The following is a 21,565-nucleotide window of genomic DNA, read 5'->3' on the forward strand; positions in this document are numbered from 1 at the left end:
CGGCTGCTTGAGTGGCGGCATGACGCACCCCGAGCACAGCCTCCTGCGCGACCGCGCCCTGGCCTTCCGCGCCCTGCACGTGCCGGGACGGCCGCTCGTCCTGCCGAACGCCTGGGACGCCGCGAGCGCCCGTCTCGTCGAGGACGCCGGCGCCGCCGCCGTGGCCACCACCAGCGCCGGACTGGCCTGGGCCCTCGGCGCGGCCGACGGCGACCGGCTCGGCCGCGAGGCCGCCCTGCGTGCCGTGGCGGACGTCGTCGCGGCGGTGCGGGTGCCCGTCAGCGCGGACGTCGAGAGCGGGTACGCGACGGACCCCGCGGGCGTGGCCGACACCGTCCGCGCGGTGCTCGCGGCGGGCGCCGTCGGCATCAACATCGAGGACGCCCTGCACGAGGGCGACGCGCCGCTGCGGCCGGTCGCGGAGCAGGCCGAGCGCATTGCGGCCGCCCGCGCCGCCGCCGACGCGCAGGGTGTGCCGCTGTTCGTCAACGCCCGCATCGACACGTTCCTGCGCGGGGCCGGGGGAGTGGACCTCACCCTGGAACGGGCCGCCGCCTTCGTCGCGGCGGGCGCCGACGGCGTGTTCGTCCCCGGGGCCGTCGACCCGGGGACGGTGAGGCTGCTCGTGGAGGGCGTCCGGGCGCCCCTGAACGTCATGGCGGGGCCCGGCGCGCCGCCCGTGGCGGAGCTGGCCGGACTCGGCGTCGCGCGCGTGAGCGTCGGCTCGGGCATCGCCCAGGCGGCCCACGCCCTGGTCCGCCGCGCCGCGCGGGAGCTGCTGGACGCGGGGACGTACGGGTCGCTCGCCGGCGGACTCGACTACGGCGAGCTCAACACCCTGTTCGCGGGCGGGCGTTAGCGCCCGGCGGGCGTCGGCTCGGGGCCGGCCTCAGCAGGCGTCCCGCATCAGCTCCGCGAGGTCGTGGTCGAGGTCGAGCTGGAGGTGTTCGTGGCCGACCGGCACGAGCTCGCCGCTCGCGGCGAGGAAGCTGCGGACGTCCGAGGAGTGCACGTGCACGATCGCGGTGCCCTCCGGCGCGTGGAACTCCAGCACGGTGCGGTCGTACCCGTACGGCCGCACCCGGACGTCGCCCTGGCCCTCGGCGCGGGTCAGGCCCGCGGCGAGCAGTTCGCGGGCGAAGGTCCAGCACACGTCGACGCCCTCCAGGGTGGCCCCGGCCGGGAAGGTCATGCGCACGGCGAAGGGGTCGGTGCGGTCGTAGTGCAGGGTGGCGGGGATGTGCTGCATCCGTGGCGCGGCGGCGACCAGGCGCGCCTCCACGGGCTGCTCGATGACGGTGGACAACGCCTTGCTCCCTCGTGACGGCGGGACGAACTCCGGTCGGGTGAGGCCGGCACTGGGAGAGACGTCGGAACCGGCCGATCCGTGCACACGTGGTGAGAGTGACCTCGGTCACCGCCTTCATGCACACGAGTGATCCAGCTCTCCCCGCGCCGCGTGCCGGTGCTCCGCCCGCAGGGCGGCCCGCCGGGCCGGGGAGGGCCTCTGGACGCCGTCCGGGCGGTGGGCTAGCTTCGCCCGCCATGAGGCGCTTGGGGAGTACGCGACGCGGGACGACGAGGGGACCGGGCGGACGGACGGGGCGGATCGCGGCCGTGGGAGCGGCCTGCGCGGCGGCCCTCGTGGCGCTCACCGCCGTTCCCGCACAGGCCCACGCACCGGCGGGCCGGCCGGCGCCGCACTGGCAGCTGAAGGACACCGGCGCCCCGGACGTCCGGTTCCGGGGCCTGGCCGCCGTCGGCCGGGACACCGCGTGGGTCGCCGGGACCGGCGGCACGGTGCTGCGCACCACGGACGGCGGCGGGACCTGGCGCGACGTCTCGCCCCCCGGCGCCGAGGACCTGCAGTTCCGGGACGTGGAGGCGTTCGACGCGCGGCACGCCGTCGTGCTGGCCATCGGCGAGGGCGAGGCGTCCCGGGTCTACCGCACCGACGACGGCGGCGGCACCTGGACCGAGTCGTTCCGCAACACCGACACGCGCGCGTTCTACGACTGCCTGACGTTCTTCGACCGCCGCCACGGCCTCGCCCTGAGCGACCCGGTGGACGGGAAGTTCCGCGTCCTGTCCACCGGTGACGGCGGCCGCTCCTGGTCCGTCCTGCCCGACGCGGGGATGCCGGCGGCCCTGGAGGGCGAGGCGGGGTTCGCGGCGAGCGGGCAGTGCCTGGTCGCGTCGGGGCCGCGCGACGTGTGGCTGGCCACCGGGGGCGCCGCCCACGCGCGTGTGCTGCACTCCGCCGACCGCGGTCTGACCTGGACCGCCGCCGCGACCCCGGTGCCCGCGGGCGACCCGGCGCGCGGCGTCTTCGCGCTCGCCTTCCGGGACCGCGCGCACGGGCTGGCCGTCGGCGGCGACTACCGCGCCGACCAGCCCTCCCCGCGGGCCGCCGCCCCCACCGCCGACGGGGGCCGCCCCTGGCGGCCCGCCGCGACGCCGCCGCCGGCCTACCGCTCCGGTGTCGCCTGGCTGCCGCACAGCCGCGTCGCCGCGCTCGCGGTCGGCCCCACCGGCACCGACCTGACGACCGACGGCGGCCGCACCTGGCGCGCCCTGGACACCGGCTCGTACGACACCGTGGACTGCGCCCCGGACCCGGTGTGCTGGGCCGCCGGGGAGCACGGCCGGGTGGCCCGGCTGGAGCGCTGAGCCCCCGGCAGACGGCGGGCAGGCGACGGGGAGGCGACGGGGAGGCGACAAATCCCGTGGGGCGGGTACCCGGTGGCCGGAGGCGAAAGGAGCGAACGCCATGCCTGCTGGTTCCAGCCCCAAGCGGGAACGTCAGTACGAGCACATCAAGAAGAGCGCGCAGGACCGTGGGGAGAGCACCGGACGGGCCGAGGAGATCGCGGCCCGCACGGTGAACAAGGAACGCGCCCGGTCCGGTGAGTCCAAGACGGCCAGTCGCACCTCCACGGAGGACATGTCCTCCGGCAAGCGCGGCGGTCAGCGGTCGGGCAAGGGCTCCCAGGGGCCCACGTACGACCAGCTGTACGAGGAGGCCAAGAAGAAGAACGTCAAGGGCCGCTCGGACATGAACAAGGACCAGCTCCAGCGCGCCCTGGGCAAGGACTGACGGGCCCGCCGGTCAGCCGGCCGGCTCCTGGTACCGCGCCAGCTCCGGGGACGTCTTCGTCGCGACGAACTCCGTGACGCGGTACGCGCACACCCCGGCGGTCACGAAGGGGTCGCCCGCGGTGATCTCCTCGATGCGCGCCCGGTCCTCCGCGACGGCGAGGATCACCCCGCCGTCGCGGGGGTTCTTGCGTCCCGACGCGAGGAAGACCCCGCGCGCGTACTGCTCGTCCAGCCACGCCACGTGGGCGCCGAGGACGGCGTCGACGGCGTCGAGCGGGGCGGTGTAGGTCAGCTCCAGCACGAACATGATCGCGAGCCTACCCCCGGCCCCGCGCGCGTGGGTGCGGCCCCCGTACGCTCGGTGCACCATGACGACCGTTCCGATCCCCGCCGACTGGCCCACGACCGAGGACGAGGCCCGCGCCGTCCAGGACGAGCTGCGGGCCCGGGTGGTGCTCGACGAACCGGGACCGCCGCCCGGCACCGGCCACGTGACGGGCGTGGACGTCGCCTACGACGACGCACGCGACGTGGTCGCGGCCGCCGCCGTCGTCCTCGACGCGGCGACCCTCGACGTCGTCGCCGAGGCCACCGCGGTCGGCCGGATCTCCTTCCCGTATGTGCCCGGCCTGCTGGCGTTCCGTGAGATCCCCACCGTGCTCGCCGCGCTCGACGCCCTGCCCCGCCCGCCGGGTCTGGTGGTCTGCGACGGCTACGGCCTCGCCCACCCCCGCCGCTTCGGCCTGGCCAGCCACCTGGGCGTCCTGACCGGCCTGCCCACGATCGGCGTGGCGAAGAACCCGTTCACCTTCACCTACGACGCCCCCGCCGCCGAGCGCGGCGCGTCGGCCCCCCTCCTCGCGGACACGGAGGAAGTGGGCCGCGCCCTGCGCACCCGCACCGGCGTCAAGCCGGTCTTCGTCTCGGTGGGCCACCGCACGACCCTCCCCACGGCCTGCGCCCACACCCTCGCCCTGACCCCGGCGTACCGCCTCCCCGAGACGACCCGCAGGGCCGACGCCCTCTGCCGGCGGGCCCTGCGGGAGGCGGTCGGCCCCGGCGCGGAGCACCCCGCCCCGCCGCACCAGGACTGACGCCGCACCAGGACTGACGCCGCACCAGGACTGACGCCGTACCGGACCTAACTCGCCGTCTGAGTACGCGGACTGAGTACCCGTACGGATGTTCCCGTGCCCGGTCGGCGGGAAGGTGGGGGCATGACGACTCACCGCGCCGCCAAGCCCCTCACCGATCCGCACCGCCCCGTGGAACGCGCCGTGAACGTGGCGCTGGTCCTCGGGGTGCTGGCGGGGCTGGGCTGGATCGTGGGGATGGTCTACACGCTGGTCGCCTGGCCCCTGTGACGGTGCCGGTCCCGTCGGCGGCCCCTCAGCGGACGGCCGCCACGCGGAAGCGGACGCCCGCGCGCACCAAGCGGTCGGTCAGGGCGTCACCCATCGCCACCGCCGTGGTGACCTGGCCGGACGTCTCGGGCAGCGGGTCCTGGGCGAGGGACAGGGCGGCCTCCGCGAACATCTTGGCCGTCTCGTCGTAGCCCGGGTCGCCGCCCGAGACCTCCGTGTACACCCGCCGGCCGCCGCCCTCGCCGACGAACCGCACGGAGAACCAGCTGCGCGCCCGCCGTTCGGCGCTCGGCCCGTCACCGGGGCGCAGCCGGTCCGACAGCCGGCGCCGGGCGGCCGGCACCTGCGCGGCCGCCGCGAGCGCGCCGACGGCGGCCACCGCGCCCAGCGCCACGGGCAGCCGGCGCACGGCCGCGTACTGGCGATAGCGGAAGTCCGGGCCGTAGCGGCGCAGCGCCTGCGCGGAGCGGCGCACCACCTGCGGGTCGATCGTGGGCAGCGGCAGCGCCCACGCGCCCACCTCCGGCGCGAACCGGGGCGCGCCGACCGGCGCGGTCACCCGCCGGCCCACCAGGCGCGGCTCGTGCCGGGCGCGGTCCCGGGCCGCCGCGACCATCTGCCGCCCGCGGGCGAACTGGCCCAGCGCGGAGGCGAACGTGCCGCCCGAGAACTCGGCGTCCGCCGTCACGAACCCGTCCACGGTCAGCGGCACGCCCTCCGGGAGCTGCCGCACGGTGTAGTACACGCCCAGGTCGTGCGGCACCGAGTCGAACCCGCACGCGTGCAGCAGCCGCGCCCCGGTCTCCCGCGCGCGTGCGTCGTGCCGCACGTACACCAGGTCCACGAACTCCGGCTCCCCGGTGAGGTCCAGGTAGTCGGTGCCGAGGTCGGCGCAGGCCGCGACCAGGTCCTCCCCGTGGAGCACGTACGGCCCGACGGTCGTGGCCACCACCCGCGCGTGCCCGGCGAGGGAGCGCAGGGAGGCCGGGTCCGCGACGTCCGCCCGCAGCACCCCGATCCGCGCACCGCCGGGCAGCGCCTCGCGCAGCCGCTGGAGCTTCTCCTCGCTGCGCCCGGCGATCGCCCAGCGCACCTCCTCGGGCGCGTGGTCGGCCAGGTAGCGCGCGATGAGCCGTCCCACGAAGCCCGTGGCCCCGAACAGCACGATGTCGTAGGGACGGTCCGTCTTTTTCATCCTGCTCATGACACCCCTCGGTCGCGCGGCCCGCGCCGCTGTCGGTGGCCGAGGCTAGCGTGAGGGGGCAACGGGGGTGACGACGAGCCCCCGCGCCCGTCGCCCGGCGCCTTCGGAGGGGCGCCGAGCGGCCCCCGGGCGTAGGCTGTCCAAGCGCTTGCTTGCTCACTTCTTGTGTCCTCGGGGCCACGTTCCTAACATCACTGGTGTTACAGCAGTCGTGTCACAGCAAGGGGGCTGGATGACAACGGCACGGACGTCCGGGCACGGCCCGCTCAGCGGCGTGCGCGTGGTCGAACTCGCCGGGATCGGCCCCGGCCCCTTCGCGGCCATGCTCCTGGCCGACCTCGGCGCCGACGTGGTGCGGGTGGACCGCCCCGGCGGCCCGGGACTCGCCCTCGACCCCGCGCACGACGTCACCAACCGCAACAAGCGCTCCGTGGTGGTCGACCTCAAGGCCCCCGACGGGCCCGCCCGCGTCCTCGACCTCGCCGAGCGCGCCGACGTCCTGATCGAGGGCTACCGCCCCGGCGTCGCCGAGCGCCTCGGCGTCGGCCCCGGTAACTGCCACGCCCGCAACCCCCGGCTGGTCTACGGCCGCATGACCGGCTGGGGGCAGGACGGCCCGCTCGCCCCGCGCGCCGGACACGACGTGGCCTACATCGCCCTCACCGGCACCCTCGGCCTGATCGGCGACCCCGACCGGCCCCCGGCCGTGCCCGCCAACCTCCTCGGCGACTTCGCGGGCGGCTCCCTCTACCTGGTCGTCGGCGTCCTCGCCGCGCTGCACCACGCGCGCGTGCACGGCACCGGGCAGGTCGTGGACGCCGCCATCGTGGACGGCACCGCCCACCTGTCCGCCCTGCTGCACGGCATGCTCGCCGCCGGCGCCTGGCAGGACCGGCGCCGGGCCAACCTCTTGGACGGCGGCTGCCCGTACTACGGCACCTACGAGACCGCCGACGGCCGCCACCTGGCCGTCGGCGCCCTGGAGCCGCAGTTCTACGCCGAGTTCCTGGGCGTCCTCGGCCTGGACGGCTTCGCCGACGCCCACGGGGACCCGGCCCGCTGGGAGGAGCTGCGCGCGGCCGTCGCTGAGCGCTTCCGCAGCCGTACCCGCGACGAGTGGGCGGCCCGCTTCGAGGGCACCGACGCGTGCGTGGCGCCCGTGCTGACCCTGCGGGAGGCCCCGCACCACCCGCACCTGGCCGCCCGCGGCACCTTCACCGACCACGGCGGCCTCACCCAGCCGGCCCCCGCGCCCCGCTTCTCCGCGACCCCCACCACCGTGCGCACCGGCCCCGCCCGGCCCGGCGCCGACACCGAGGCCGTGGCCCGCGACTGGGACGTACCCGGCCTGCTGGCCCCCGCCGACGCCACCGAGCCCCGCACCCACCTAAGCCCCCTGCTCCGCAGCCCTCATGGAAAGGCCCCCCAGTGAGCACCGAAGCGTACGTGTACGACGCGATCCGCACCCCGCGCGGGCGGGGCAAGGCCAACGGCGCCCTGCACGGCACCAAGCCCATCGACCTGGTCGTCGGCCTCATCCACGAGCTGCGCGACCGCTTCCCCGGCCTGGACCCGGCGGCCGTCGACGACATCGTGCTCGGCGTCGTCGGCCCGGTGGGCGACCAGGGCTCCGACATCGCCCGCATCGCCGCGATCGCCGCCGGCCTGCCGGACACGGTCGCCGGCGTCCAGGAGAACCGCTTCTGCGCCTCGGGCCTGGAGGCCGTCAACCTGGCCGCCGCGAAGATCCGCTCGGGCTGGGAGGACCTGATCCTCGCCGGCGGCGTGGAGTCCATGTCCCGCGTCCCCATGGCCTCCGACGGCGGCGCCTGGTTCAACGACCCGATGACGAACCTCGCCGTGAACTTCGTGCCCCAGGGCATCGGCGCCGACCTGATCGCCACCATCGAGGGCTTCTCCCGCCGGGACGTCGACGAGTACGCCGCCCTGTCGCAGGAGCGGGCGGCCACCGCCTGGAAGGACGGCCGCTTCCAGCGCTCGGTGGTGCCCGTGCGCGACCGGGCCGGCCTGGTGGTCCTCGACCACGACGAGCACCTGCGGCCCGGCACCACCGCCGACTCCCTGGCGAAGCTCAAGCCCTCCTTCGCCGACATCGGCGAGCTCGGCGGCTTCGACGCCGTGGCCCTGCAGAAGTACCACTGGGTGGAGCGGATCGACCACGTCCACCACGCGGGCAACTCCTCCGGCATCGTCGACGGCGCCGCCCTCGTCGCCATCGGCTCCCGGGAGGTCGGCGAGCGCCACGGCCTCACCCCGCGCGCCCGCATCGTCTCCGCGGCCGTCTCCGGCTCCGAGCCGACCATCATGCTCACCGGCCCCGCGCCCGCCACCCGCAAGGCGCTCGCCAAGGCCGGGCTGACCATCGACGACATCGACCTCGTCGAGATCAACGAGGCGTTCGCCGCGGTCGTGCTGCGCTTCGTGAAGGACATGGGCCTGTCCCTGGACAAGGTCAACGTCAACGGCGGCGCGATCGCCCTCGGCCACCCCCTCGGCGCGACCGGCGCGATGATCCTCGGCACCCTCGTCGACGAACTGGAGCGCCAGGACAAGCGCTACGGCCTCGCCACCCTCTGCGTGGGCGGCGGCATGGGCATCGCGACGATCGTCGAGCGCATCTGACCACCCTCCCGACGGATCACACGGAGCACCCTCGCATGAGCACTCAGCCCACGACCATCCGCTGGGAACAGGACCGCACCGGCGTCGTCACCCTCGTCCTCGACGACCCGAACCAGTCCGCCAACACCATGAACGCCGCCTTCCGCGCCTCCCTCGCCGCGGTCGCCGACCGCCTGGAGGCCGAGAAGGACACCGTCCGCGGCGTCATCCTCACCTCCGCCAAGAAGACCTTCTTCGCCGGCGGCGACCTGCGCGACCTCATCCGGGTCACCCCCGAGACGGCCCAGGAGCTGTTCGAGGGCGGCCTGGAGATCAAGCGTCACCTGCGCCGCATCGAGACCCTGGGCAAGCCGGTCGTCGCCGCGCTCAACGGCGCCGCGCTGGGCGGCGGCTACGAACTCGCCCTCGCCTGCCACCACCGCATCGCCCTGGACGCCCCCGGCGCCAGGATCGGCTGCCCCGAGGTCACCCTCGGCCTGCTCCCCGGGGGCGGCGGCGTGGTCCGCACCGTCCGCCTCCTCGGCATCACCGACGCCCTGCTGAAGGTGCTGCTCCAGGGCACCCAGTACGCCCCGCGGCGCGCCCTGGAGAACGGCCTGGTCGACGAGGTCGTCGACTCCCGCGAGGAACTGCTGGAGCGGGCCCGCGCCTTCATCGAGGCCCACCCCGAGTCCCAGCAGCCCTGGGACCGCCCCGGCTACCGCATCCCCGGCGGCACCCCGGCGAACCCGAAGTTCGCCGCCAACCTGCCCGCGTTCCCGGCCACCCTGCGCAAGCAGACGTCCGGCGCCCCCTACCCGGCCCCGGCCCGCATCCTCGCCGCCGCCGTCGAGGGCGCCCAGGTCGACTTCGACACCGCGCAGGTCATCGAGGCCCGCTACTTCGTCGAACTCGCCGCCGGGCAGACCTCGAAGAACATGATCCAGGCGTTCTTCTTCGACCTCCAGGCCGTCAACTCCGGCGCCAACCGCCCGCAGGGCGTCGAGCCCCGCACGGTCCGCAGGGTCGCCGTCCTCGGCGCCGGCATGATGGGCGCCGGCATCGCGTACTCCTGCGCCCGCGCCGGCCTCGACGTCGTCCTCAAGGACGTCTCCCTGGAGTCCGCCGTCAAGGGCAAGGGCTACTCCGAGACGCTGTGCGCCAAGGCCGTCGCCAAGGGCCGTACGACGCGGGAGAAGGCCGACGCGCTGCTGGCCCGCATCACGCCCACGGCCGACGTCACCGACCTGGCGGGCTGCGACGCGGTCATCGAGGCCGTGTTCGAGGACACCGCGCTCAAGCACAAGGTGTTCCAGGAGATCGAGTCCGTCGTCGCGCCCGACGCGCTGCTGTGCTCCAACACCTCCACGCTGCCCATCACCACGCTCGCCGAGGGCGTCGAGCGGCAGGCCGACTTCATCGGGCTGCACTTCTTCTCGCCGGTCGACAAGATGCCGCTGGTCGAGATCATCAAGGGCGAGCGCACCGGCGAGGAGGCGCTGGCCCGCGCCTTCGACCTGGTGCGGCAGATCAAGAAGACGCCGATCGTCGTCAACGACTCGCGCGGCTTCTTCACCTCCCGCGTCATCGGCCACTTCATCAACGAGGGCGTGGCGATGGTCGGCGAGGGCGTCGAGCCCGCCTCCGTCGAGCAGGCGGCGGCCCAGGCCGGCTACCCGGCCAAGGTGCTGTCCCTGATGGACGAACTGACGCTCACCCTGCCGCGCAAGATCCGGGCCGAGTCGAAGCGGGCGGTGGAGGAGGCCGGCGGCACCTGGACCGCGCACCCCGCCGAGGCGGTCATCGACCGCATGATCGACGAGTTCGGCCGCACCGGCCGCAGCGGCGGCGCCGGCTTCTACGACTACGAGGACGGCCGGCGCACCCGCCTGTGGCCGGGCCTGCGCGAGCACTTCACCCGGTCGGGACACGAGATCCCGTTCCGCGACATGCAGGAGCGCATGCTCTTCGCCGAGGCCCTGGACACCGTCCGGCTGCTGGAGGAGGGCGTGCTCACCTCGGTCGCCGACGCCAACATCGGCTCGATCCTCGGCATCGGCTTCCCCGGCTGGACCGGCGGCGTGCTGCAGTACGTCAACGGCTACGAGCCCGCCACCGGGGAGGCGAAGGGGCTGCCCGCCTTCGTCGCCCGCGCACGGGAGCTGGCCGAGCGCTACGGCGACCGGTTCACCCCGCCCGCGCTGCTCGTCGAGAAGGCGGAGAAGGGCGAGACCTTCACCGACTGAGGCCCCGATGTGACGACCCCTCGGGGGCGGGACCGGACGGCCCGCCCCCGACGGCTGTGCGACACGCCCGCCCGAAGGCTTGTCAAAACCCGGACACAGCGCCAATCTGAGGGCATTTCAGCCCACACGGCTCGGGGGCCGTCATGCCATCACGTCCGGACCCACTTCCCGACTCACGTCCCGCCAGATCCCGCACCGCGCTCCTCACCTGGGCCTCGGCCGCCGCGCTCGCGGTCGCCGCCGTCCTGGCCATCGCCCCGGTCGCCGCCGCCGAACCGGCCACCACGGCCGCCTATCCGGCCGGCGCGACCGCCACCCGGTACTCCGGGCTCGCCTTCGACGCCTGCACGGCGCCACCGCTCACCACGATCCGCGCCTGGTCCGCCTCGCCGTACCGCGCCCTCGGCGTGTACCTCTCCGGCGTCAACCGCACCTGCGCGCAACCGCAGCTGACCGCCTCCTGGGTGGCCTCCGTGTCCGCGCTGAAGTGGCGCCTGCTGCCCATCCACAAGGGCCTGCAACCGTACTGCGGCGCCCGCGCGAGCGACGCGAAGATCAGCATCAGCGCCACCACCGCACGCTCCCAGGGCACCGCCGCCGCCACCCAGGCGGTCACCGCCGCCAAGGCGCTCGGCATGCTCCCGGGCAGCGCCCTGTACAACGACATCGAGAACTACTCCCAGACGAACGCCGCCTGCCGCACCAGCGTGCTGAGCTACCTCTCCGGCTGGACCAGGGAGCTGCACCGCCTCGGCTGGCTGTCCGGCGTGTACATGAATCTCAATCTCGGCGCCAAGCAGCTCGCCGACGTCTATACCTCCACCGGCTACGCCCGCCCCGACGCCCTGTGGGTCGCCCGATACGACGCGGTCGACTCGCTCAAGGGCTGGGCCGGCGTCGCCGACGGCAAGTGGGCGGTCCACCAGCGCGCCAAGCAGTTCCGCGGCGGCCACGACGAGACCTACGGCGGGGTGCGCGTCAACATCGACACCGACCGGCTCGACACTCCCGTCGCCACGGTCGCGTACCCGTACCGGACCACCGCCGCCGTCACCGCCCGCTCCGGGCCCACCACGACCGCGACGGCCGTGACGTCGTACGCCCGGGGCGCCACGGTCCGGGCGGTGTGCCAGACCAGCGGACCGAAGGTCGGCACCTCGACCGTCTGGGACAAGCTGAGCACCGGCGCCTACGTGGCCGACCACTACGTCGACACGCCCTCCGCGACCAGCTGGAGCCCACCGCTGCCGCGCTGCGCCTACCCCTACCAGATCGCCTCGGCCACCGGGGTGACCGAGCGCTCCGGACCCGGCACCTCGTACACCGCGCTCGGCACCGCGCCGAACGGTGCCCTGGCCTGGGTGACCTGCCAGAAGTCCGGGACGGCGGTCGGCGGCACCAAGGTCTGGGACCGGCTCGACAACGGCCACTACGTCAGCGACCACTACGTCTCCACGCCCAGCGGCACGACCTACAGCAAACCCGTGCCGCGCTGCTGACCCGGCACCCCGCCGCTCAGGGAGTGTCTCGTCGGTCAGGCCGGAGACACTCCCTAGGGCCCGCCCGCTCACTCCGTCAGCCAGCCGCGCAGCTCCTGCCGCAGCGACCGCTGGAAGGTCGTCAGCAGGGCCTGCACCACCAGCGGGTGCATGTGGGCGGAGAGCGAGCGCACGTCCTCGGCGGCGCGTTCGGCGACGGCGTCCCGCAGCAGCCGGGACAGCTCCTGCGCCGCCGCCCGGGAGTGCTCCAGCAGCACCTCCCGCGCCGCCAGGACGACCTCCTGCGACAGCGGCACGTCCAGCAGCTCCACGCCCAGCCGCAGCAGGCCGGCGTCCACGCGGTAGGAGGCGCCGTCGGGCGTGAGCACGTCCATGGCGGCGAGCCGGGCCACCTCCGCGTCGGTCAGCTCCCGCCCCGCCCGCCGGTGCAGCTCCGCGCGCCCGACGGTCTCGGCCGCCTCCGGCGCCCAGGACGCCACCACCGCACGGTGCACGGCCAGGTCGTGCGCGGTCAGGTCCGGCGGCAGCCGGCGCAGGTACCGCTCGATCGCCGCGAGCGTCATGCCCTGCCGCTGGAGCTCCTCGATCAGTTCGAGACGCGCCAGGTGCGCGGGGCCGTAGTGGCCGACCCGGCGCGGACCGATCACCGGCGGCGGGAGCAGGCCCTTGGTGCCGTAGAAGCGGACCGTGCGCACGGTGATGCCCGCGCGGGCGGCCAGCTCGTCGACGGTGAGGGCCGGCTCCTCGGTCTCGATCGTCATGTGCAGCAGTATCGCTGTCCCACCGGTGCTGTGACACTCCTGGTGACGGCGTCGCCCCGCGTGTGAGAAGCGACGCTCTGTGACATGAGCCACCGCGAGCGGGGCACGAGGTCTGGGAAAATGCTGCCTTGGTCTGTGCCCCCACAGGGTGCCGCGGGCCGCGACTGTACGGACCCGGGCGTGACCCGCCCGGGCACACCAGAGAGTGGAACGACCCGTGAGCAAGGACGCCGTGCACACGGCCCCGGCCGCTGCCCCCGCGCAGACGGCCACGTCGCCCGCGGACGCGGGCGACGCCGGCTACAGCAAGGACCTCAAGCACCGCCACGTCAACATGATCGCCATCGGCGGCGCGATCGGCACCGGACTCTTCCTGGGCGCCGGAGGACGCCTGCACACCGCGGGACCGGCGCTCGCGCTGGCCTACCTGGTCTGCGGCGTGTTCGCCTTCTTCGTCGTCCGGGCGCTCGGCGAGCTCGTGCTGTACCGGCCCTCGTCCGGGTCCTTCGTGTCGTACGCGCGCGAGTTCCTCGGCGAGAAGGGCGCCTACGTCGCGGGCTGGATGTACTTCCTGAACTGGTCGACCACCGGTATCGCCGACATCACCGCGATCGCGCTCTACACGCACTACTGGAGCCTGTTCACGCCCGTGCCGCAGTGGCTGCTGGCGCTGATCGCGCTCGCCGTGGTCCTCGCGGTGAACCTGATCTCGGTGAAGATCTTCGGCGAGATGGAGTTCTGGTTCGCGATCGTCAAGGTGGCCACGCTCGTCGCCTTCATGCTGGTCGGCATCTTCCTGCTGGCCACGCAGCACGACGTCGGCGGCACCACGCCCGGCATGAGCGTGATCACCGACCACGGCGGCGTCCTGCCGCACGGCGTGATGCCGGTCGTCCTGGTCATGCAGGGCGTGATCTTCGCCTACGCCGCGCTGGAGCTGGTCGGCGTCGCCGCGGGCGAGACCGCCGAGCCGGAGAAGATCGTCCCGCGCGCGGTGAACTCGATCATGTGGCGCGTCGGCCTGTTCTACGTCGGCTCGGTCGTCCTGCTCGCGCTGCTCCTGCCCGGCTCGGTGTACTCGGCCGACGAGAGCCCCTTCGTCACCGTGCTGTCGAAGATCGGCGTCGACGGCGCCGGCGACGTGATGAACCTGGTGGTCCTGACCGCCGCGATGTCGTCCCTCAACTCGGGCCTGTACTCCACGGGCCGCATCCTGCGCTCCATGGCCACGGCGGGCTCCGCGCCCCGGTTCACCGCCCGGATGAACCGCAGCCAGGTGCCCTACGGCGGCATCCTGCTGACCTGCGCGGTCTGTGTGCTCGGCGTCGGCCTGAACTACCTCGTGCCCGGTCAGGCCTTCGAGATCGTGCTGAACGTCGCCTCGCTCGGCATCATCAGCACCTGGGTGATCATCATGGTCTGCCACCTGGTGTTCGTCCGCCGCGCCCGGGCCGGCCAGGTCACCCGGCCGCACTTCCGCCTGTTCGGCAGCCCCGTCACGGAGATCGCCACGATCGCCTTCCTCCTGGCCTGCCTCGGCATGATGGGCAACGACCCGGAGGTGGGCCGCAAGACCCTGCTGCTGATCCCCGTGATCGCCCTCGCGCTGGTCGTGGGCTGGTTCGGGGTGCGCCGCCGGGTCACCCGCACCGAGAACGAGGAGCTGACCGACCTCACCCGGTAGCAGGACCCATGCCGGAGGGGTGGTCCGGGGACGTGCTCCCCGGACCACCCCTCCGGTCGTTCCGTGCGCCGCTACCGGACGGCGCCGTGCACGTCGTTCGTCGCCGCGATCCGCTTGTAGGACTTCGGCTGCACCGGCGCCGCCCCCCGGGCCGACGGCGCGACGGACGCCGCGCGCGCCGCGGGCGCGGCCGGCTTCGACGGCTGGAACAGCCAGGTGTCGAACAGTGCGGCCAGCGGCTTGCCGGACACCTGCTCGGCGTACCGCTGGAAGTCGGCCACGGACGCGTTGCCGTAGGCGTACTTCTGCGGCCAGCCCTTGAGGACCGCGAAGAACGCGTCGTCGCCGATCGCGTTGCGCAGCGCCTGGATGGCCAGCGCGCCCCGGTCGTAGACCGCGCCGTCGAACTGGTTCTCCGGACCCGGGTCACCGGGCTTCACGGTCCAGAACGCGTCGTCGGCCGGGTGCGAGGCGTACACGTAGTCGGCGAGCTCCTGCGCCGTGCCCTCGCCCTCGTGCTCGGACCACAGCCACTGCGCGTACCGCGCGAAGCCCTCGTTGATCCAGATGTCCTTCCAGCCCTTGACCGACACGCTGTCGCCGTACCACTGGTGGGCCAGCTCGTGCACGACCACCGAGGTGTTGGCGCCGTTCGCGAACTGCCGCGGGCTGTAGTAGACGCGGGTCTGCGTCTCCAGCGCGTAGCCGGTCGTGGTGTTCGGGACGTAGCCGCCGGCACTGCTGAACGGGTACGGCCCGAAGTAGCCGCTGAGCCAGTCGACGATCTCCCCGGTGCGCTCCACGCTGGCGCGCGCCGCGCCGTCGTTGTCGCCCAGGTCCTTGCTGTACGCGTTGATGACCGGGACGCCGCCCTCGGAGGTGCCGGTCGTCACGTCGAACCGGCCCACGGCGAGCGTGGTGAGGTAGGTGGTCTGCGGCTTGTTCTCGCGCCAGTTGTACCGCGTCCAGCCCAGCTTCGAACTCGTCGACTGCAGCGTGCCGTTGGAGATCGCCTGGGTGCCGTCCGGGACGAGCACGGAGACGTCGTAGGTCGCCTTGTCGAGCGGGTGGTCGTTGCTCGGGAACCACCACCAGGCCGACTCGGGCTCGTTGGCGCCGATCCCGCCGTCCGGGGTGCGGTGCCAACTGGTGAAGCCGTACGCCTGCTTGGACGAGGGCACCCCGTGGTAGCGCACCACGACCGTCAGGGCCGTGCCCTTGGGCAGCGGCGACTTCGGCGTGACCACCAGCTCGTGCTCGCCCGAGGTGGAGAAGGCGGCCGCCACGCCGTTGACCCGCACCTCGCTCACGTCGAGCAGGAAGTCCAGGTCGAAGCGGGACAGGTCCTGCGTGGTCTTCGCCAGGAGGGTCGCGGTGCCCTCCAACTCGTCCGTCGCGGGCTGGTACTTCAGCCGCAGGTCGTAGTGCTGGACGTCGTAGCCGCCGTTGCCGTAGGCCGGGTAGTAGGGGTCGCCGATGCCCGGCGCGCCGGGGGTGAAGCTCGCGGCCGACGCCGGGATCGCCAGCAGTACGGAAGCCGCGGCCAGCGCGCCCGGTGCGATGAGTCTGCGGTGCACGAATGCTCCAAGTCGTCGGAACAGCAGATCCGTTCGAAGCCTATTGACTCCCCGTGCGCGCCGGCTGTCCACGGCCGCCCCTGTCACACGATCGCCATTCGGCCGTCACGAGCCCACCCCCCACAGGGGTGCGATCCGGCCACGGCGGACCCACGGCGCCCCACCGGATGCCCTCTTCTGCGCGGGAGTTGACGGCGGTAGCGTCCCGCGCATGCCGACACGCACGCGCTTCACGATCTGGAGACCGCTCGCGACCGCCGCCGTCACCCTCCTCCTGGCGGCCTTCCTCACCCCGGCGACCGCGAGCGCGGCGGGAACCGCCCGCACCCGCGAGAGCCTGCCCCGCTACTCCTACGCCGACGCGGTCCGCGAGGCCGTCTGGGTGGACACCGGCCTCGACGGCGACGGCGACGGGCGCACCGACCGCGTCGCCGTCGACATCGTGCGCCCCCGCGAACCCGCCGCACAGGGCCGCAAGGTGCCCGTCATCATGGACGCCAGCCCCTACTACTCCTGCTGCGGACGCGGCAACGAGAGCCAGAAGAAGACCTACGACGCCGACGGCCACGTCGTGCAGATGCCGCTGTTCTACGACAACTACTTCGTACCGCGCGGCTACGCCGTCGTCGGCGTCGACCTCGCCGGCACCAACCGCTCCGACGGCTGCGTCGACGTCGGCGGCCGCTCCGACGTGCTGTCCGCGAAGGCCGTCGTCGACTGGCTGAACGGCCGCGCCCGCGCGTACACGACGCGCACCGGCACCGAACGGGCCCGCGCCACCTGGACCGACGGCCGCACCGGCATGATCGGCAAGAGCTGGGACGGCACCATCGCCAACGGCGTCGCCGCCACCGGCGTCCGCGGACTGCGCACCGTCGTGCCGATCAGCGCCATCTCCTCCTGGTACGACTACTACTTCCAGCAGGGCGCCCCGCTGTACGACTCCGGCCCCGAGTGGCTCTCCGACTACGTCGACAGCCCCGAGGCCCGCGCCCGCTGCGCCGCCGTGCAGCAGCGCCTCGTCGACGGCGCCCCGCGCACCGGCGACCTCACCGCCCTGTGGGCCGAGCGCGACTACGTCAAGGACGCCGCGAAGGTCCGGGCCAGCGTCTTCCTGGTGCACGGCATGCAGGACCTCAACGTGCGCACCAAGCACCTCGGCCAGTGGTGGGACGCCCTCGCCGACCACGGCGTGCGGCGCAAGATCTGGCTCTCCCAGACCGGCCACGTCGACCCGTTCGACTTCCGCCGCGCCGCCTGGGTCGACACCCTGCACCGCTGGTTCGACCACGAACTGCTCGGCTACGACAACGGCGTCGACCGCGAGCCGATGGCGGACGTCGAGCGCCACCCCGACCAGTGGGTCACCTCCGCCACCTGGCCGCCGCGCGGCACCACCGCCACCACCCTGCGCCCCGCCCCGGGCGGCGAGGCCGGCGTCGGCACCCTCGGCCTGCACCGCGCACCGGGCACCGAGACCTTCACGGACGACCCGGCGCTCGACGAGACCGACTGGGCCGCCCACCTCGACCGGTCCACCCCGGAGAAGGCCGGCTTCCTGACCGCGCCGCTCACCCGGGACCTGCGCCTCGCCGGTTCCCCGAGCGTCACCGTCACCGCCACGCCCACCACGGCGACCGCCCACCTCTCGGCCGTCCTGGTCGACGTCGGCCCCGACACGATCCGCGACTACGCGGCGAGCGGCGAGGGCATCACCACCCTCACCGACCGCACCTGCTGGGGCGCGAGCACCCCGGGCGACAGCGCCTGCTTCAAGGAGGCCGCGGCGAAGACCGTCGACGTCGGCGCCACCGTGGTCAGCCGGGGCTGGGCCGACCTCGGCACCTCCGGCAACCCCGGACACGGCGTCCCGCTCACGCCGGGCCGGGCGTACACCCTGACCGTCGACCTCGCGGCCACCGACCACGTGGTGCCGAAGGGCCACCGGCTCGCCCTGGTCGTCGCGGGCACCGACCGCGACCTCATCGACCCGCCCGCCGACCGGCCCACCCTCACCCTGGACCTGGCCCGCACCTCGGCCCGCGTCCCGCTGGTCGGCGGCCCGGCCGCCTTCGCCCGCGCCACGTCGGGCAAGCAGCAGGCCGCACCCGTCGCGCCGAGCGGCGTGGCGGACCCGCGCACCGCTCCCCGCGTGCCGTAGGACGCGCGTCCCAGGAGGCGGCCCGGTCACCGGCCGGGAAAAGCCGCCGGGTCCACACTCCCTAGGAGGCGGCCGGGCCCACCAGCCCGGCCGCCTCCTCGGCGCAGCCCCACGCCACCGTCACCCCGGCCCCGCCGTGGCCGTAGTGGTGCACCACCGGACGCCCGTCCGGCAGGGTCCCGCGCTCCAGCCGTACCGCGGGCCGCGCGGGCCGCAGGCCCACCCGGTGCCCCAGCACCCGCGCGCCCGCCACCTCAGGGCGCAGGGCCGCGCACCGCCGGACGATCGCCTCGGCCACCGCCGGGTCCGGGTCCGTCGACCACGCGTCCTCCTCGGCGGTCCCGCCCAGCAGCAGCCGGCCCGGCTGCGGCAGCAGGTACGTCGGCTCGCCGTCCGCGTCGGTGGAGACCAGCCAGGTGCCGATCCCCGGGTTCTCCACGACGACCAGCTGCCCGCGCACGGGCCGCACCGCCGGGTCGGCGGCCAGCTCTCGGGCGCCCAGGCCGGAGCAGTTCACCACCACCGGGGCGTCCGCCTCGGCGAGGTCGCCCACCGCGCGCACCTCCACCGTGCCGCCCGCCGCCACCAGCCGCTCCCGCAGCCACGGCAGGTGCGCCGGCATGTCGACGAGGGGCAGCCGCGCCCACAGGCCACCGTCGCGCGGGTACTCCGCGGCGGTGGCCGCCCGCAGCCCGGGCAGCCGGCCGGCCGCCCACGCCTCCACCTCGGCCGGGTCCGTCTCGCCGAGCACCCCCTCGACCAGCCGAACGCCCGTCCGTGACGGCCGCGCGGCCAGCTCCTCGTACACCTCCAGCGAGCGCAGCGCCCACGCCCGCGCGGACTCCACCGGCTCGATGTGGTACGGCCACCACAGGCCGCCGGCCACCGCGGACGTGGTCCGCTCGGCCGGCTCCCGGGTCCACACCCGCACCCGGTGGCCGCGCTCGGCGAGCACGACGGCCGTCGTCAGCCCGATGACCCCGCCGCCCACCACGATCACTCCGCCGCTCATCGCCGCTGCCTCCTGCCGGCCACGTGCCCCGCCCGTCGGGACTCCCACTAGGATCTACCGTCTGTGACCGCCACCCTCGTCGCCAAGAACCTCGCCGCCGGCCACGGCGACCGCTCGCTCTTCTCCGGGCTCGACCTGGTCGTCGCCCCCGGCGACGTGATCGGGCTGGTCGGCGCCAACGGCGCCGGGAAGTCCACCCTGCTGCGGCTGCTCGCCGGGCTGTCCGCGCCCGAGGAGGGCGAGCTGCGGCTCTCCCCGCCCACGGCGGCCGTCGGGCACCTGCCGCAGGAGCCGGAGCGGCGGCCGGGGGAGACCGTGCGCGAGTTCCTCGCCCGGCGCACCGGCGTGGCCGCCGCCCAGCGCGCCATGGACGAGGCCACCCAGGGCCTGGTGGACGGCACCCCGGGCGCCGACGACGCCTACGCGACGAGCCTGGAGCGCTGGCTCGGCCTCGGCGGCGCCGACCTCGACGAACGGGCCGAGGAGACCGCCGACGCGCTCGGCCTGCGGGTGGACCTGGACCAGCCGATGACCGCCCTGTCCGGCGGCCAGGCGGCCCGCGCGGGCCTCGCCTCACTGCTGCTGTCCCGCTACGACGTCTTCCTGCTCGACGAGCCCACCAACGACCTCGACCTGGACGGCCTGGAGCGCCTGGAGCGGTTCGTGACCGGGCTGCGCGCCGGCACCGTCGTCGTCAGCCACGACCGCGAGTTCCTCACCCGCACGGTCACCAAGGTCCTCGAACTCGACCTGGCCCAGCAGGCGGTCAACCTCTACGGCGGCGGCTACGCCGCCTACCTGGAGGAGCGGGAGGTCGCCCGCCGGCACGCCCGCGACGACTACGAGGAGTACGCCGACAAGCGCTCCGCGCTCCAGGACCGGGCCCAGACGCAGCGGTCCTGGATGGACAAGGGCGTGAAGAACGCCCGCCGCAAGGCCGGCAACGACAACGACAAGATCGGCCGCAAGTTCCGCAGCGAGGCCAGCGAGAAGCAGGCCGCCAAGGCCCGGCAGACCCAGCGCATGATCGAGCGCCTGGAGGTCGTCGAGGAGCCGCGCAAGGAGTGGGAACTGCGCATGGAGATCGCCGCCGCCCCCCGCTCGGGCGCGGTCGTGGCGACCCTGCGGGACGCCGAAGTGCGGCGCGGCGCCTTCACGTTCGGCCCGGTGTCCCTCCAGGTCGACTGGGCCGACCGGATCGCGGTGACCGGGGCCAACGGCGCCGGCAAGTCCACCCTGCTGGCCGCCCTGCTCGGCCGCCTCCCGCTGGACGCCGGTCACGCCGCGCTCGGCTCGGGCGTCCTGGTGGGCGAGGTGGACCAGGCCCGCGCCCTGTTCCACGGCCCCGACGCGCTGCTGGACGCGTTCCAGGAGGCCGTCCCCGACACCGAACCGGCCGAGGTGCGCACCCTGCTGGCCAAGTTCGGTCTGAAGTCGGACCACGTGCTGCGCCCCGCGGCCAGTCTGTCACCCGGTGAACGCACGCGGGCCGCGCTGGCGTTGCTCCAGGGCCGGGGCGTCAACCTGCTCGTCCTCGACGAGCCCACCAACCACCTCGACCTGCCGGCCATCGAGCAGCTGGAGTCCGCCCTCGACGCCTACGACGGCACCCTGCTGCTGGTCACCCACGACCGCCGCATGCTGGACGCGGTCCACGTGACCCGCCGCCTGGAGGTGGCCGACGGCAAGGTGACCGAGCGCTGAGGAGCCCGTCCCGGCTTCCCGGCCGGGTCACGCAACTCAGCCCGGCCGCGCGCTCAGTCGAGCCGTGCCGCCAGGTCCGGGTAGTCGCGCACGAACCCGTCCGCGTCGAACACCACGTCGCTACGGAAGTCGCCCGAGGCGAACCGCACCCGGGTGCCGCGGTCCGCGCCGCCGAGGTGGGTGTACGTCTGCCACGACGGCCGTACCGTCAGGGCCGGCACGGACACCCAGGCCATCAGCAGCCGCCGTTCGCCGGGGCGCCGGTGCAGCCCGTGCCGCAGGACCGGCATGGTGTTGGTGAGGGGGCACCGCCCCAGGTCGCAGTCGAGGGCGGCGTCGAAGCCGGGGAGCCGTTCCCCGTCGGCCGTCCAGCCGCCCCCGTCGCCGCGCCGCAGGTCCAGGGAGCGGGTGCGGGCCGCGGTGTCCACCGTGACCCGCAGCCGGCGGGTGACGAAGCCGGGGCCCGTCTCCAGCTCGTAGGTGACCCAGTACGGCTCCGGCACGGTCCCCACCGCCCGGCCCCGGGCCCGCAGTTCACCGTCGCCGACCTCCGCCCAGGCCGTCTCGTACCCGTTGCTCGCCGTGACGTCCCAGGTCAGTACGCGCGAGATGGTCATACGGCCACTGTACGG

General features: G+C 74.4%; 19 protein-coding genes. 12 read left to right on the forward strand and 7 right to left on the reverse strand.

Going from position 1 to position 21,565, the window contains the following annotated elements:
* Window positions 1–19: 19 nt before the first annotated feature.
* On the forward strand, window positions 20–859 hold the full coding sequence (locus E4U91_RS30515) for an isocitrate lyase/PEP mutase family protein (protein WP_137309792.1): 840 nt from the start codon (window positions 20–22) through the stop codon (window positions 857–859).
* Between the two features lie 30 nt (window positions 860–889).
* Here the strand turns inward: E4U91_RS30515 and ssgD are convergent, their stop codons facing one another.
* On the reverse strand, window positions 890–1,306 hold the full coding sequence (ssgD, locus tag E4U91_RS30520) for a spore wall synthesis regulator SsgD (RefSeq protein ID WP_137309793.1): 417 nt from the start codon (window positions 1,304–1,306) through the stop codon (window positions 890–892).
* A gap of 302 nt (window positions 1,307–1,608) precedes the next feature.
* Between ssgD and E4U91_RS30525 the strand changes: the two genes are divergently transcribed.
* Together E4U91_RS30525 and E4U91_RS30530 are read left to right on the forward strand one after the other, a co-directional pair.
* Entirely contained in the window at window positions 1,609–2,670 is a 1,062-nt protein-coding gene (locus tag E4U91_RS30525; RefSeq protein WP_137311078.1) for a WD40/YVTN/BNR-like repeat-containing protein, read from the forward strand.
* 100 nt (window positions 2,671–2,770) lie between these two features.
* Window positions 2,771–3,097: a plasmid stabilization protein gene (locus E4U91_RS30530; protein WP_137309794.1), complete on the forward strand. Its 327-nt coding sequence runs from the start codon at window positions 2,771–2,773 to the stop codon at window positions 3,095–3,097.
* A 12-nt stretch (window positions 3,098–3,109) separates the two neighbouring features.
* On the opposite strand, the gene E4U91_RS30535 is transcribed toward E4U91_RS30530, so the two are convergent.
* Entirely contained in the window at window positions 3,110–3,406 is a 297-nt protein-coding gene (locus E4U91_RS30535; RefSeq protein ID WP_137309795.1) for a YciI family protein, read from the reverse strand.
* Window positions 3,407–3,467: 61 nt separating this feature from the next.
* Here E4U91_RS30535 and E4U91_RS30540 point away from each other — a divergent pair, with 61 nt between their 5' ends.
* Both E4U91_RS30540 and mmpA read left to right on the forward strand, forming a co-directional pair.
* Window positions 3,468–4,193, forward strand: a complete 726-nt coding sequence (locus E4U91_RS30540; RefSeq protein WP_137309796.1) for an endonuclease V — start codon at window positions 3,468–3,470, stop codon at window positions 4,191–4,193.
* Window positions 4,194–4,316: 123 nt separating this feature from the next.
* A complete protein-coding gene (gene mmpA / locus E4U91_RS38235) occupies window positions 4,317–4,463 on the forward strand; it encodes a morphogenic membrane protein MmpA (RefSeq protein ID WP_168218194.1) in 147 nt (48 codons plus the stop codon).
* A 25-nt stretch (window positions 4,464–4,488) separates the two neighbouring features.
* On the opposite strand, the gene E4U91_RS30545 is transcribed toward mmpA, so the two are convergent.
* Window positions 4,489–5,667 carry a saccharopine dehydrogenase family protein gene (locus E4U91_RS30545; RefSeq protein WP_174867879.1) on the reverse strand — a complete coding sequence of 393 codons (1,179 nt, stop codon included), beginning with the start codon at window positions 5,665–5,667 and terminating at the stop codon, window positions 4,489–4,491.
* A 232-nt stretch (window positions 5,668–5,899) separates the two neighbouring features.
* Between E4U91_RS30545 and E4U91_RS30550 the strand changes: the two genes are divergently transcribed.
* The 4 genes from E4U91_RS30550 to E4U91_RS30565 all read left to right on the forward strand — a co-directional run bounded on the left by E4U91_RS30550 (window position 5,900) and on the right by E4U91_RS30565 (window position 12,034).
* Window positions 5,900–7,099, forward strand: coding sequence for a CaiB/BaiF CoA transferase family protein (locus tag E4U91_RS30550; protein ID WP_137309797.1), 1,200 nt, complete (start codon window positions 5,900–5,902; stop codon window positions 7,097–7,099).
* Window positions 7,096–8,310: an acetyl-CoA C-acetyltransferase gene (locus E4U91_RS30555; protein WP_137309798.1), complete on the forward strand. Its 1,215-nt coding sequence runs from the start codon at window positions 7,096–7,098 to the stop codon at window positions 8,308–8,310. The genes E4U91_RS30550 and E4U91_RS30555 overlap by 4 nt, the downstream gene beginning before the upstream one ends.
* Before the next feature lie 35 nt (window positions 8,311–8,345).
* A complete protein-coding gene (locus E4U91_RS30560) occupies window positions 8,346–10,535 on the forward strand; it encodes a 3-hydroxyacyl-CoA dehydrogenase NAD-binding domain-containing protein (protein ID WP_137309799.1) in 2,190 nt (729 codons plus the stop codon).
* A gap of 143 nt (window positions 10,536–10,678) precedes the next feature.
* Complete coding sequence (locus E4U91_RS30565; protein WP_137309800.1) at window positions 10,679–12,034, forward strand: glycoside hydrolase domain-containing protein; 1,356 nt, start codon at window positions 10,679–10,681, stop codon at window positions 12,032–12,034.
* 68 nt (window positions 12,035–12,102) lie between these two features.
* On the opposite strand, the gene E4U91_RS30570 is transcribed toward E4U91_RS30565, so the two are convergent.
* A complete protein-coding gene (locus E4U91_RS30570) occupies window positions 12,103–12,795 on the reverse strand; it encodes a MerR family transcriptional regulator (RefSeq protein ID WP_137309801.1) in 693 nt (230 codons plus the stop codon).
* 217 nt (window positions 12,796–13,012) lie between these two features.
* Between E4U91_RS30570 and E4U91_RS30575 the strand changes: the two genes are divergently transcribed.
* Window positions 13,013–14,479 carry an amino acid permease gene (locus E4U91_RS30575; RefSeq protein ID WP_137309802.1) on the forward strand — a complete coding sequence of 489 codons (1,467 nt, stop codon included), beginning with the start codon at window positions 13,013–13,015 and terminating at the stop codon, window positions 14,477–14,479.
* Between the two features lie 71 nt (window positions 14,480–14,550).
* Here the strand turns inward: E4U91_RS30575 and E4U91_RS30580 are convergent, their stop codons facing one another.
* Window positions 14,551–16,056, reverse strand: coding sequence for a M1 family metallopeptidase (locus E4U91_RS30580; protein WP_168218195.1), 1,506 nt, complete (start codon window positions 16,054–16,056; stop codon window positions 14,551–14,553).
* A gap of 211 nt (window positions 16,057–16,267) precedes the next feature.
* Here E4U91_RS30580 and E4U91_RS30585 point away from each other — a divergent pair, with 211 nt between their 5' ends.
* Window positions 16,268–18,217 (forward strand): Xaa-Pro dipeptidyl-peptidase, encoded by a 1,950-nt coding sequence (locus E4U91_RS30585; RefSeq protein WP_137309803.1) that lies wholly within the window; start codon window positions 16,268–16,270, stop codon window positions 18,215–18,217.
* A gap of 61 nt (window positions 18,218–18,278) precedes the next feature.
* Here the strand turns inward: E4U91_RS30585 and E4U91_RS30590 are convergent, their stop codons facing one another.
* Window positions 18,279–19,229, reverse strand: a complete 951-nt coding sequence (locus E4U91_RS30590; RefSeq protein ID WP_137309804.1) for an FAD-dependent oxidoreductase — start codon at window positions 19,227–19,229, stop codon at window positions 18,279–18,281.
* Window positions 19,230–19,292: 63 nt separating this feature from the next.
* Between E4U91_RS30590 and E4U91_RS30595 the strand changes: the two genes are divergently transcribed.
* Window positions 19,293–20,933: an ABC-F family ATP-binding cassette domain-containing protein gene (locus E4U91_RS30595; RefSeq protein ID WP_137309805.1), complete on the forward strand. Its 1,641-nt coding sequence runs from the start codon at window positions 19,293–19,295 to the stop codon at window positions 20,931–20,933.
* Between the two features lie 53 nt (window positions 20,934–20,986).
* Here the strand turns inward: E4U91_RS30595 and E4U91_RS30600 are convergent, their stop codons facing one another.
* The gene (locus tag E4U91_RS30600) at window positions 20,987–21,550 is read right to left on the reverse strand and encodes a putative glycolipid-binding domain-containing protein (protein WP_137309806.1); all 564 of its coding nucleotides are present in this window, start codon (window positions 21,548–21,550) and stop codon (window positions 20,987–20,989) included.
* Between the last annotated feature and the right edge of the window lie 15 nt (window positions 21,551–21,565).

The organism is Streptomyces lasalocidi (assembly GCF_005280215.1).
Taxonomy (GTDB): domain Bacteria; phylum Actinomycetota; class Actinomycetes; order Streptomycetales; family Streptomycetaceae; genus Streptomyces; species Streptomyces longwoodensis.

Excerpts from the sequence above, each read along its gene's own strand:
- mmpA (WP_168218194.1), top strand. The coding sequence starts at position 4,317 with ATGACGACTCACCGCGCCGCCAAGCCCCTCACCGATCCGCACCGCCCC.
- E4U91_RS30570 (WP_137309801.1), bottom strand. The coding sequence starts at position 12,795 with ATGACGATCGAGACCGAGGAGCCGGCCCTCACCGTCGACGAGCTGGCC.
- E4U91_RS30535 (WP_137309795.1), bottom strand. The coding sequence starts at position 3,406 with ATGTTCGTGCTGGAGCTGACCTACACCGCCCCGCTCGACGCCGTCGAC.
- E4U91_RS30540 (WP_137309796.1), top strand. The coding sequence starts at position 3,468 with ATGACGACCGTTCCGATCCCCGCCGACTGGCCCACGACCGAGGACGAG.
- E4U91_RS30530 (WP_137309794.1), top strand. The coding sequence starts at position 2,771 with ATGCCTGCTGGTTCCAGCCCCAAGCGGGAACGTCAGTACGAGCACATC.
- E4U91_RS30515 (WP_137309792.1), top strand. The coding sequence starts at position 20 with ATGACGCACCCCGAGCACAGCCTCCTGCGCGACCGCGCCCTGGCCTTC.
- E4U91_RS30590 (WP_137309804.1), bottom strand. The coding sequence starts at position 19,229 with ATGAGCGGCGGAGTGATCGTGGTGGGCGGCGGGGTCATCGGGCTGACG.
- E4U91_RS30560 (WP_137309799.1), top strand. The coding sequence starts at position 8,346 with ATGAGCACTCAGCCCACGACCATCCGCTGGGAACAGGACCGCACCGGC.
- E4U91_RS30565 (WP_137309800.1), top strand. The coding sequence starts at position 10,679 with ATGCCATCACGTCCGGACCCACTTCCCGACTCACGTCCCGCCAGATCC.
- E4U91_RS30550 (WP_137309797.1), top strand. The coding sequence starts at position 5,900 with ATGACAACGGCACGGACGTCCGGGCACGGCCCGCTCAGCGGCGTGCGC.
- E4U91_RS30585 (WP_137309803.1), top strand. The coding sequence starts at position 16,268 with ATGCCGACACGCACGCGCTTCACGATCTGGAGACCGCTCGCGACCGCC.
- E4U91_RS30545 (WP_174867879.1), bottom strand. The coding sequence starts at position 5,667 with ATGAGCAGGATGAAAAAGACGGACCGTCCCTACGACATCGTGCTGTTC.
- E4U91_RS30600 (WP_137309806.1), bottom strand. The coding sequence starts at position 21,550 with ATGACCATCTCGCGCGTACTGACCTGGGACGTCACGGCGAGCAACGGG.